The sequence below is a fragment of the Bacteroidota bacterium genome, from assembly GCA_016195025.1.
GTDB lineage: Bacteria > Bacteroidota > Bacteroidia > Palsa-948 > Palsa-948 > Palsa-948.
The window spans coordinates 1-12,355 of record JACQAL010000048.1 but is presented as its reverse complement, the minus strand read 5'-3'; the positions used below and the strand labels follow the sequence as shown (position 1 = coordinate 12,355).

The 12,355-nt window shown below is 41.8% G+C and carries 11 protein-coding genes; 6 read left to right on the top strand and 5 right to left on the bottom strand.

Annotated elements, in window-relative coordinates:
* Positions 1-245: 245 nt before the first annotated feature.
* The 5 genes from HY063_09805 to HY063_09785 all read right to left on the bottom strand — a co-directional run bounded on the left by HY063_09805 (position 246) and on the right by HY063_09785 (position 5,187).
* Positions 246-2,900, bottom strand: a complete 2,655-nt coding sequence (locus tag HY063_09805) for a tail fiber domain-containing protein (protein ID MBI3502078.1) — start codon at positions 2,898-2,900, stop codon at positions 246-248.
* Between the two features lie 6 nt (positions 2,901-2,906).
* Positions 2,907-3,410, bottom strand: a complete 504-nt coding sequence (locus HY063_09800; GenBank protein MBI3502077.1) for a T9SS type A sorting domain-containing protein — start codon at positions 3,408-3,410, stop codon at positions 2,907-2,909.
* Between the two features lie 162 nt (positions 3,411-3,572).
* Positions 3,573-4,262: a hypothetical protein gene (locus HY063_09795; GenBank protein ID MBI3502076.1), complete on the bottom strand. Its 690-nt coding sequence runs from the start codon at positions 4,260-4,262 to the stop codon at positions 3,573-3,575.
* A 27-nt stretch (positions 4,263-4,289) separates the two neighbouring features.
* Entirely contained in the window at positions 4,290-4,910 is a 621-nt protein-coding gene (locus HY063_09790) for a hypothetical protein (GenBank protein MBI3502075.1), read from the bottom strand.
* Positions 4,888-5,187 carry a helix-turn-helix transcriptional regulator gene (locus HY063_09785; protein ID MBI3502074.1) on the bottom strand — a complete coding sequence of 100 codons (300 nt, stop codon included), beginning with the start codon at positions 5,185-5,187 and terminating at the stop codon, positions 4,888-4,890. The genes HY063_09790 and HY063_09785 overlap by 23 nt, the downstream gene beginning before the upstream one ends.
* 300 nt (positions 5,188-5,487) lie before the next feature.
* Between HY063_09785 and HY063_09780 the strand changes: the two genes are divergently transcribed.
* From HY063_09780 to HY063_09755, 6 genes are all read left to right on the top strand, one after another.
* Entirely contained in the window at positions 5,488-6,876 is a 1,389-nt protein-coding gene (locus HY063_09780) for a T9SS type A sorting domain-containing protein (GenBank protein MBI3502073.1), read from the top strand.
* Between the two features lie 66 nt (positions 6,877-6,942).
* A complete protein-coding gene (locus HY063_09775) occupies positions 6,943-7,620 on the top strand; it encodes a T9SS type A sorting domain-containing protein (GenBank protein ID MBI3502072.1) in 678 nt (225 codons plus the stop codon).
* A 6-nt stretch (positions 7,621-7,626) separates the two neighbouring features.
* Positions 7,627-8,703, top strand: coding sequence for a T9SS type A sorting domain-containing protein (locus tag HY063_09770; protein ID MBI3502071.1), 1,077 nt, complete (start codon positions 7,627-7,629; stop codon positions 8,701-8,703).
* Between the two features lie 60 nt (positions 8,704-8,763).
* Positions 8,764-10,446: a T9SS type A sorting domain-containing protein gene (locus HY063_09765; GenBank protein ID MBI3502070.1), complete on the top strand. Its 1,683-nt coding sequence runs from the start codon at positions 8,764-8,766 to the stop codon at positions 10,444-10,446.
* A gap of 60 nt (positions 10,447-10,506) precedes the next feature.
* Positions 10,507-11,130, top strand: a complete 624-nt coding sequence (locus HY063_09760) for a T9SS type A sorting domain-containing protein (GenBank protein ID MBI3502069.1) — start codon at positions 10,507-10,509, stop codon at positions 11,128-11,130.
* Between the two features lie 60 nt (positions 11,131-11,190).
* Positions 11,191-12,249 carry a hypothetical protein gene (locus HY063_09755; protein MBI3502068.1) on the top strand — a complete coding sequence of 353 codons (1,059 nt, stop codon included), beginning with the start codon at positions 11,191-11,193 and terminating at the stop codon, positions 12,247-12,249.
* Positions 12,250-12,355: the final 106 nt, after the last annotated feature.

The following is a 12,355-nucleotide window of genomic DNA, read 5'->3' as shown; positions in this document are numbered from 1 at the left end:
AAAACAACTTGCCACTAAAACACAAAGTCACCAAGATTCACCAAGAACAGCCCTGTATTTTTTGTGTGTATTTCTTCGTGCCTTCGTGCCTTTGTGGCAAAAAATTGAATTATGAAAGAGGTCTACTATACGAAAAATACGAAATGTGTATTATTGGCTGTTTGTTTCGTACGTTCGTACTTTTTCGTGTTTCGTAGATTTCACACTACGGTAATCTTCACGCTCTGGCTTATAAAATGAATGAATTACTTTTTCGCTTCTGCTTTTATTCCTGTAACAGTGTTTAGTTTTTCAATCTCTGCTTTTAGTTTTTCAAATTCCTCTTTGCTTACAATTTGTTTGTATGCATTAAGTTCATTTTTTGTTTCATTCAATTGCCTGCTTAATTCCTGAATGGCAGAAATGCTTAATGTGCTAAGCGCTTCGTAATCTACCACGCGGAAATCATTCACCTGCCTTCCGTACACAAACACTTTTCCTTCGTCAGCAAGATTTACTTTAAAACTGTTTGCATCTGCTTTCAATACTTCTGCAATCTCGGTGCGCTTGTCAAAAATCAGTTTTACTTTTTCTCCGGCTTTGAGATTATTCGGCACAGTGACAATTCCTCCTTTGATTTCGGCTATTCTGAAAATATCAGGCACTTCGTCTTTTATTTTGCTTACGGCAGTGGGATACACGGTTTCCAATTCCTGCGCTATTAGTTTTTTGTGAATGCGGTTATCTTTTCCTATGGTGTCAATGAATTTATAATCCTTAATGCGGATGCCGAGCAAAGTATTCAAATCATTTGCGTTATTTGAAACGCCAATAACTTTTTTAATGCGGGCATCGGAGGTTGCATCAATTTCAGAGCAAATAATTCTGCCAGATGCCCTGATAGACACACTCACTGAACCGGATGAACCTGTATTATTTCCTGCACCTCCCGTAGTGAGATACCCATAATTAGTATAACTGGTAGTGGCAGTTCCGTTAACATCAAGTGGGAAAGAAGGGTCTATTCCAATGCCGACACTCCCTCCGCTTACTCGGACATTTCCTAAAAAATATCCTGCCCAGTTAGTAGTTGCCCCCGCAGCATAACCAAAAACACCATAATTTACTGCCGGACCTGCATTGGCTGCTGATCCATATACTCCATAGCGGCTACCTGCAGTTCCATTTGCGCTGCCGTAAACACCAATTGCTGTAGAAGTATACGTGCTTGCATCGGCAACACCATTTACTCCTATATAGCCGCCATGAAATTCTCCACCATATCCAGTGCCTGGACTATTTACCGATGACGAATAAATACCATAATTATTGGTGGCACCCGATGCGGAAAAATAACCACCGTAGTTGGTAGTTCCTGTACCAATAGCATTTCCATATACTGCGTAACCGCTACCTGTTACGATATTACCATACTTGCCTCCATATAGACCATATTGACTGCCTCCCGCTCCTGTTGATTGGTTTATACCCACAGATGCATTATCATTAGCACCGCTACCAGTTGTATATGCAGCAACACCATAATTCGATGCAGAACTGCCTGCATTAAAATATCCTCCATAGTTGGTGCCTGTTCCACCTGTAGAATTTCCGTATACCCCATAATTCATATTGCTTGCACCAGAAGCATTAAAATATCCGCCATAGTTCCAGTTTGGCGATCCTGTATTTATAACTGAACTGTAAAGTCCGTAAGCAGTATGCGATGCGTTTGCATTAGCGCCTGACCTTGATATGTTAAGCACCGTTGATGAACCGCTTCCTGTACCCGCTGTTGAAGCGGAAGACAAGTTGAGCAATGTACCTGATGTGAGTGAACTGGAAGATAAAGCAAATGCATTGGCAGAAGTAACAGAATTAAATGTGAATGCGGTGGTATTTGCGCCATGTGCAAGAGAAAGATTTGCTGTGGGAGCGGCAATCTGATCCCACCTCACAAGCCCTGAAGTGGAAGACCAAACAGGCGCACCCGCACCGCCAGATGTGAGCACATTACCAAAAACGCCTGCACCGTTATTCATAAGTTTAGAACCATCGGCATAAATTATTCCACCGCTGGTTACTCCTAAACTTCCATTATTTGTTCCTCCGTTTGCAATAGGCAACGGGCTTGTAATTGAAATTGTTCCCGTTGAAAGTGAGAGTGGTGAAACTGCTGTAACTACTCCCGCACTTCCAGTCGCACCTGTCGCACCGTTTGCTCCAGCAGGACCGGTTGCGCCTGTGGCGCCAGTTGCTCCATTAGTTCCATTTGTTCCTGCTGCACCAGTTGCACCCGTTGCTCCATTGGTGCCGTTCGTTCCGTTAGTACCATTTATTCCAGCAGGACCCGTTGCACCATTTGCACCTGCAGCACCTGTTGCACCTTGCGCTCCTGTTGCACCATTTGCACCGGCAGAACCAGTGGGACCGGTTGCTCCATTCGCACCTGCCGGACCCGTTGCACCGGTTGCGCCATTGGCGCCTGCTGGTCCCATTGTACCTGTTGCTCCGGTGGGTCCCGGTGTTCCGTTAGAAGAATATAATGCGTAAGGAACGCTGAGCAATTGTGAAGTTCCCATATTCTGAAATCCGCTTCCAAAATCAACTTCCTGCTGCATGTATTTTGCTCCTGTTCCCCAATTGATGGTTGAAAAATTTCCCTGCACCACGGCTCCCTGCCCTATGTTAACGGAAAACAATCCGAACTGATTGGTGGTAACAGAAAATGTTTCCTGATAAAGAATAGTGCCGGTTGGGTTAATGTCGTGAATGGTTGCGCGAACTGTGAGCGCAGTAGTTACCAGTTCATTTCCCGATGCATCGCGCGCCACTGCCTGATATTTGAAAGATTGTGGCGCTTGTGCAGAAGCAGAAGATAGTGCAACTGCAATGACTGAAAGGGTAAAGAATTTTTTCATTTGCTGTTATTTTAACTTATGTATTTTGAAAGAGTATGTAATATGAGTTTCTGCATTGCTGATAGTGAGCAGGTAAATTCCTTCTGAAAACGGACTGAATGAAATTTTTGTTTGAGCCGATGAAATATATTTTCGCGTGAGCATTCGCCCGGTCATGTCAAACACTTCGGCAAAATAATTTTCTCCCGAAACTGAAAAATTAATCATCAGGTTATCAATAACCGGATTCGGATAAACAGAAATAGTTTGTTCTACAGGATTTGAAACAGCCGTCACATATACAGTGTCGGGCTGCTGAAATCCCTGCGTTAGAAAATTAGTTGCGGAAGAATAAGTTTCGCCTGATATTTCTCCCAATGTCCATGACAGAGAGCCGCCTGCGGAAGTAACATAATCGCCCTGTGAAGCAACCACATTGGGAGTTAATGACTGCGCTGCGGCAAGAAGAGAGAAAAGAGAAAAAAGAAAAGAGAAAAAAATACTACTTACTATGCAAGAAGAATTTTTCATTCATAAATAATTTGTCAGCAGAGCACAATAGTAATAAAATATTTTTAATTACAGCATAGAAAAAATCAACGAGGTGCGAACAGAAATTCACGAACATTCGAAGTACGAAGAATAGAAAATTTCGTAGTTCGTACGTTCGTACTTTTTCGTTTTTCGTTGATTTCACACCACGGTAATCTTCACGCTCTGGCTCCAGTCGGCATCGGCTGCTTTTTCTTTCTTTAACTTCTTGCTCGTTTTTACCTTTCTTGCTTTTGCCGGCAGAATGGCGCGGAAGCGGAACCAGTAATCGGTTTTCACGGCAAGGTTGAACACCGTGTTTTTTGTTTCAAGCGTGCAGATGGGGTCGCAATACACCCAGTTTACGTTATCAGTGCTTTGCTGCCAGAGGTAGGCGGCTTTTTTGGCAGCGGCTTTGGCAATTAAATCGCATGAGCCGCTCATATCTCCGTTGTGAACGGTAAGATTGTCTTTTCCTTTTTGCCCTCCTTTGCCTTTCACCAGCATGCCCGCGCCCTGCACCATGGCAGCCGCGTTGGCAACGTTTGCCGGAAGGTTCACCACCCTTTGAACAGTTGCGCGCATGCCGTCTAATTGATTATAAATTTCCAATTTCTTTTCATTGGCGGCTGATGCTGCGCCCGGTTTGCGCTTGAGCACATCGCCTTCATCGGCAGTGAGCAGGTTGATATCCGCCTGCAGTTGCGGAAGGTCATTCTGAAGGGTGGGAAAGTTAGCATTGTTCAGCAGCAAATCGTGAATGTTCTGCGCATCGGTAATGAAATCACTGGTGTGGGTGGTTGCTTCCAGCGGAAGCACTACTACGGTTTTGGGTGTTTTTTTGTTTGCCATGATTAATGAAGGATTAAGGATTAAGGATTAAGGAATCGAATGTTGTTTATTCGCGGTATTCGCATACGTTCGCATTGTTTGCATTATGTTACCCGAACAGTAACGAAAATTGTCTTTAATCGGGAAGAAGGTGTCTTCAATCTTAATTAAAGTAACATTAGTCAAGATAGAAGCAATTATACTCTTGACGGAAGCAACCGCAATTTTAATTGAAGTGACTTTGGTTAAGATGGAAGCAACCATAATCTCAATGGAAGTGACTTTGGTCTTAATTGAAGCAACCATACTCTTAATTGAAGTTACTTTAGTCAAGATGGAAGCAACCGCAATATCAATGGAAGTGACTTTGGTCTTAATTGAAGCAACCATAATTATAATTGAAGTTACTTTAGTCAGGATGGAAGCAACCGCAATCTTAACCAATGTGTCTTTATACCATCGGTAGTCGGGAATCCGAAAATGGGACAAGGGACATGGGGCAAGCGGCAAGGGAAATTCACCCGTCCCCTGTCCCCTGTCCCTTATCCCTCCGTTCGCAAAGCCGAGTTGTTTCGGTATACTATTGATTGAGGCGGCAATCATCTCTCCGGTGGCAACTCTCATGGGCATGCTGATTATTTTTGTTTCAATCAAGAATGGATGCTTCATTAGTTGTTGTTAATTCAGCGCCCGCATACACGCGCTTTTCAGTTACGGGCTGCGGAAGGGGCAGATTAAAAACTTCGTGAGGCGGAATGGCAAGTTTGAGGCACCATTCATATGCTTTATCAGGTGCAAAATACCGTTTGCCAGTGAGCGCATTGCTGATGTTGCTTTTATTTTCTTTGAGCAGTACAGCTATTTTTTCGGGCGTTAGTTTTCTTTTATCAAGCGCTGCATTCAGTTGTTTGAGCCAGTATTTTTTGAGAGAAAATTTTTCCTGCATGGCGTGTGTTTGAAAAGAACATTGTAAATGAAAAAAAATAAAATGACAAAAGCCATGTCAGTTTCTGACATTATTTTTTGGGGTGCGGTGAGAATGTACAAAATTGTCGCATAAAAAGAAAGACCTTCAAGGTTTCTAAAACCTTGAAGGTCTTGGTTTTTCTTCCTTCTCACGGCAAGGAGCGCAAATCCTTACATAGAGTTGAAAACTTCCGCTCCTTCATTTGCTTTTACGAAATAAATTTTTACTTTTGTTGTTCAGATTTATTTTACACATAATTGAAAAACTGATTTTTAGGAAATGAAAAAAGTTTTACTCGCTCTGATAATTGTTTTCACGGTGATGGTTGCGCACGGGCAGACAAATGCACAATTCATTGCTGGCGGACATAATCATTCTCTTTTTGTCTGTAAAGATTCCACCGCATGGTCGTGCGGAGGAAATTTCTCTGGAGATTTAGGCAACGGGTGCAGTAGTGGAAACACATCAAGCCCTCTGATTATTAATTCTCTTACAGGAATTATTTCTGTTGGGGCGGGAGACGACCATTCTGTTTTCTTAAAGAGCGATGGAACTGCCTGGGCTTGCGGGCAAAATCAAAATGGACAATTAGGCGATGGAAACACTGATACCACTTGTTTACTCGTGCAGGTAAACATTACAGCAATTTCCGCTATATCTATATGTGCTAATGAATCTGTTTTTTTGAAGAATGACAGTACGGTGTGGGCTTGCGGACCCATTTTCGATACTATTCCTATTCAAGTTAATGGGCTTCCCAAAATAGTAGCTGTATCAGCAGGAGATGACTTCTCTCTTTTTCTTGAAAGCAATGGAACAGTTTGGTCATTTGGTTTGAATAGTTATGGACAATTGGGCGATGGAACAACAATTTTTAAAAGTACTCCTGTACAGATACCTTCTCTCTCAGGCATTATTGCAATAGCAGCAGGGGGCGAGCATTCTCTTTTTCTCAAAAGTAACGGAACGGTTTGGGCTTGTGGCCTGAATAGTTCCGGACAATTAGGCGATGGCACTACAATAAGTAAATTGACTCCTGTTCAAATATCTTCTCTCTTAGGCATTATTTCAATAGCAGCAGGGGGCGAACATTCTCTTTTTCTAAAAAATAATGGAACAGTTTGGGCTTGCGGATACAATTTAGATGGAGAATTGGGTGATGGTACTACCGTCAATAAATCTATTCCTGTACAAATAAATTCTCTTTCAAATATCCTCTCTATAGCAGCTGGGGGTTCTTCCTATCAATCTTTTTTTGTGAAAAATAATGGAACAGTTTGGGCCTGCGGTCTTGCAGACAATGGACAATTGGGTATCGGCATACAAAATAATTCCCCTCATCCTTCACCAACGCAGGTAACAATTCCATGCTCCGTTTCATCCACACAAGAATATTTAGGAGAAAATAGTATTTCTATTTACCCAAATCCCTTTTCCACACAGGCAACTTTGCAAACAGATATTCCTTTACACAACGCAACTCTCACCATTTACAATTCTTTCGGGCAGGAGGTGACACAAAGTGTCATTCCGAGCGGAGCGAGGAATCTGACAATCACCCGCGATGGTTTACCAAGCGGAATTTATTTTTATAAAGTAACAGAGGACAAGGGGCAAGGGGCAAGTGAGGTCATTGCAACAGGTAAATTAATAATCACTGATAAATAACTCTCCCCTTTCATCCCCTCTCTACGCGTAGAGAGGGGAAAGAGGGGTGAGTCATAAAAACACACAATGAAAAAAGTTTTACTCGTTTCGGCAGCAGTTCTCGCGCTGACAGTTGTGCATGGGCAGATTAATCCAATTAAAAATTTACAATTCAGTTGTCAGTATCAATATCCTCCAGGATGGAATTGTTGGGGTCTTTCTTGGTCTCCTCCCGATTCTATAAAAACAGATACTTTAGTGGGGTATAAAGTGTACAGAGATACCAATCTTTATATTTTTACTAAGCAGACAGGTTTTTATTATGATCCTTGCATTGGAAATCCAGACACAACATACATAGGATTCACGAATTACAATTGGGGAATGTTTTACATTCATGTGACTGCGGTTTATGATACAACACATATAGAATCCACCTATAATGACAGCATTGACAATGGCGGTTGTGGGTTTATTATTGGAGTTAATGAAAATAATTATCAGCAGACAGTTTCTCTTTTCCCCAACCCCTTCTCCACTTCAACAACTTTGCAAACAAATACTCCATTACACAACGCAACTCTCACGGTTTACAACTGCTACGGGCAGGAGGTAAAGTCAGTAGTCATCAGTCATCAGTCATCAGTCGTCATTGAGCGCGGCAATCTTGCAAGCGGAATTTATTTTTATAAAGTAACAGAGGACAAGGGGCAAGGGGCAAATGAGGTCATTGCAACAGGCAAATTAATAATCACTGATAAATAAACAACAATGAAAAAAATATTTACTCTCTCTCTGATTGCAATTTTTTGCAAATCATTTTCTCAAACGCTCGTTGTTCCAACGGTGTTTCATGTAATTTACAATAGCGCTGGGCAAAATGTTTCTGACCCCACAATTCTTCAGCAGTTGCAAACTCTTAATTATGATTACAGCGACACAACTTGTGCAAATACATACACCCCGGCCGCAAATACAAATATTCAGTTTATGCTTGCGCAGCAAGACCCCAATGGAAACCCTACGAATGGAATTATTCATAAGCAAACAACCGCTGTATCCTTTACAAGCGATAATAAAGTAATGTCTTCCGCAACAGGTGGCGATGATATTTGGGATAGAGACAGTTATTTGAATATTTATGTTTGCAATCTTGCAGGCGGGCTGATTGGTTATTCGCAGTTTCCCTGTGCAACTGCAAGCACCGATGCTTTGGTTATTCATTACTGCACGGTGAACGGAACTTGTCCGCCTTATAACTTAGGAAAAACTGCAAGTTCCGAATTGGGGCATTGGTTCGGATTAGTATATACGGTTGGAAATGCGTGTGCAATTGATGTGGATGGAATACCCGATACATATACATCAGATGGTTCATGTTCTTCTTCTATGGATACATGCAGCGGGCTGACACAGGTTGCGCTTTGCACAAATTACATGACTTACGCGGACGATGCATTGAAATGCTTTTTTACAGCCGGACAAAAAGCAGTCATGTGGAATGCAATAAATAGTTGCAGGGCGTCTTTGAAAACTTCTCAGGGAGGAAATCCTCCTGCCGGAGTAAACAACTACGGTAGTCAAAAAAGTTTTTCTGTTTCTCCCAACCCCTTCTCCACTTCAACAACTTTGCAAACAAATACTCCATTACACAACGCAACTCTCACGGTTTACAACTGCTACGGGCAGGAGGTGACACAAAGTGTCATTCCGAGCGGAGCGAGGAATCTTACAATCACCCGCGATGGTTTACCAAGCGGAATTTATTTTTATAAAGTAACAGAGGACAAGGGGCAAGGGGCAAGTGAGGCCATTGCAACAGGCAAATTAGTAATCACTGATAAGTAACTCTCCCCTTTCATCCCCTCTCTACGCGTAGAGAGGGGAAAGAGGGGTGAGTCAAAGACAATGAAAAAAGTTTTACTCATCTTATTAATTGCTCTTTGTGGAATTGCAAAAGTTCAAGGTGCGTGGACACAAAAAGCAAACTTTGGTGGAACGGCAAGACAATATGCTACTGGATTTTCCATAGGTACAAAAGGGTACGTAGGAACAGGAAATGATAATAACAATGCCGACACGCAGACATTTTGGGAATGGGATCAGGCAAACAATACGTGGACACAGAAGGCAAACTTTGTATCGGCAAGAAGATACGCAGTTGCTTTTTCCATAGGCACTAAAGGATATATAGGAACAGGAGTAGATGGTACTTATAAGCAGGATTTCTGGGAATGGAATCAGGCAACAAATGTGTGGACACAAAAAGCAAATTTTGGGGGAACAGCACGAGGCAGTGCAATCGGTTTTTCAATCGGCACAAAGGGATATGTTGGAACAGGGCGTGATGTTGATTCGTTGCGCTCAGATTTCTGGGAATGGAATCAGGCAACGAATGTATGGACACAAAAAGCAAACTTTAGTGGAACGGCAAGACAGAATGCCGTTGGCTTTTCCATTGGCACAAAAGGATACATTGGTACAGGACAGCAATTTCCAATATATAAAAATGATTTTTGGGAATACGACCCATCAAGCAACACATGGATTCAGAAAGCCCAGTTTGCCGGAACAGCACGATACCAAGCCATTGGATTTTCTATCGGTCTAAAAGGATATATCGCAACAGGATATGATGGAGCTAATAAAAAAGATTTTTGGGAATGGGATCAAGTAACAAATGCATGGACGCAAAAAACAATCTTTGATGGAACAGCAAGACACTATGCTGTTGGTTTTTCAATAGGTAACAAAGGATACATAGGAACAGGAAATGATGGCAGTACTCTTAGTTTTAATTTCAAACAGGATTTTTGGGAATGGTGTCCTTCTTCTGCAAGTTTATCTACAACAAATATAAATTGTAACGGAGGAAATGACGGAAGTGCTCTTATAAATGCATCAAACGGAATTCCACCTTATTCTTATTTATGGAGTACTGGAGAAACGACTTCATCAATTACTGGACTCAGTGCAGGAAGTTATACTGTAACCGTAACTGATTCCCTCTCTTGTGCAACAATCACAACAGCAACCATCGTACAGCCAACTGCTCTAACTACAAGCATGACAATTACAAATGCTTCATTATGCACTTCAAGCGATGGCAGTGTAACAGCAAATATTTCAGGCGGTACATTTCCTTATGCTTATTCATGGAATCCAACAGCGCAAATAACTCAAACTGCCACTGGTCTTGCAATAGGTATGTATACTTTAACAATAACTGATAATAATCTATGTATATATGTTGATTCTGCTTTTGTAAGTTGTCCTAATAATGTTTCACAATTATTCGAGCAAAGAGCGATTACTATTTCTCCCAATCCTTTTTCCACACAGACAGTTTTGCAATCAGAAAATCCATTACACAACGCAACTCTCACGCTTTACAATTGCTACGGGCAGGAGGTGACACAAAGTGTCATTCCGAGCACCCCGCAAAGCGGGGCGACCGTAGGTCAGAGGAATCTCACAATCACCCGCGATGGTTTACCAAGCGGAATTTATTTTTATAAAGTAACAGAGGACAAGGGGCAAGGGGCAAGTGAGGCCATTGCAACAGGCAAATTAATAATCACTGATAAATAACTCTCCCCTTTCATCCCCTCTCTACGCGTAGAGAGGGGAAAGAGGGGTGAGTCAAAGACAATGAAAAAAGTTTTACTCGTTTCGGCAGCAGTTCTCGCGCTGACAGTTGTGCAGGGGCAAACAAAGTCACCTCAAGCTATAATGTCTCCGTCTCTTGCTGTTACTATGTCTCCAGATGTTACTATTTGTAACGGACAGTCAACAACTATCACTGCAATTTGTACTAACGACCCTGGACCTTTTTCCTATGTATGGTCCCCTGCCGGAAGTTTGAACAATCCAAACATATCAAATCCTGTTGCAAGCCCCACTACCACCATTATTTATAGCTGCTATCTGTCGAATGGCGCATCAGCTACTACGGGAACTGTAACAGTTACAGTTAACTCTTGCGCTGGGATATTACAAATAAATATGGAAACAGAATTTTCAATTTCCCCAAACCCCTTCTCTACGCAGGCAACTTTGCAAACAAATACTCCATTACACAACGCAACTCTCACCGTTTACAACTGCTACGGGCAAGAGGTGACACAAAGTGTCATTCCGAGCGGAGCGAGGAATCTCACAATCACCCGCGATGGTTTACCATGCGGAATTTATTTTTATAAAGTAACAGAGGACAAGGGACAAGGGACAAGTGAGGTCATTACAACAGGTAAATTAATAATCACCGATAAATAACTCTCCCCTTTCATCCCCTCTCTACGCGTAGAGAGGGGAAAGAGGGGTGAGTCAAAGACAATGAAAAAAGTTTTACTCGGCTTGGCAGCAGTTCTTAGTTTAAGTATCGTCTACAAGACAACTGCCCAATCTATTTCAGCAGGGGAATATTATTCTCTTTTTGCTTGTAGTGAAGGAAAGGCAATGTCGTGTGGAAGTAATAATGCAGGGCAATTGGGTAATGGTGCATATGGTAATGCTTCTCTTCCTGTTTTAGTAAGTGGATTAACAAATATTATTGCTGTTTCGGCATCGACTAATCATTCTCTTTTTCTTAAGAATGACAGTACTGTTTGGGCATGTGGTGATAATACATCTGGACAATTAGGTGATGGAACAACTATTTCAAAAAATATTCCTGTTCAGGTAATTGGACTGACAGGCATTATCGCCATTTCCGCAGGGAGAAATTATTCTCTTTTTCTAAAAAGTGATAGTACTGTATGGGCTTGTGGTATTAATCAACTTGGAGAATTAGGTGATGGAACAACGATTCAAAGAAATACTCCTGTAAAGATACCTTCCTTAAGTGGCATAATTAGTATTTCGGGGATGTTTGCCTCTATTTTTTTAAAAAGTGATAGTACTGTATGGATTTGTGGAGACAATATGTGGGGAGAATTAGGATTAGGAACATCGGATAATAACGCGCATCCTATGCCAGTACAAATAACATCGCTTAGCGGAATTATTGCTATTTCAGCAAGAGGCGGTTTTCATTGTCTTTTCCTGAAAAGTGATGGTATGGTTTGGGCTTGCGGATATAATGGACTTGGAGAATTAGGTGATGGAACAACTACTGGTAAATACATACCTGTTCAGGTAAGCTCAACTTGGGGAGCAGGGAATATAATCGCAGTTGAAGGCGCAGGGCATGCTTCCCTATTCCTTAAAGATGACAGCACGGTCTGGGGTTGTGGGCAAAATGCTTATGGACAATTGGGCGATGGAACTGCAATTCAAAGAAACACTCCTGTTCAGGCATCATCTCTAAGTGGCATCACAGCCATTTCAGGAGACGACTTCCATTCAATCTTTAAAATACGTAGGACTTTCGCAAGATTAGTGAAAATGAGTTAGTGGTGTTCTGAGTTGTTGCACAAGGAACTGTTTAAACAATCCTGTTTTTACTTGATAGAGCGTTTGATTCGTTTGATAACCGATCGTAGCCAAAGACATCCAAACT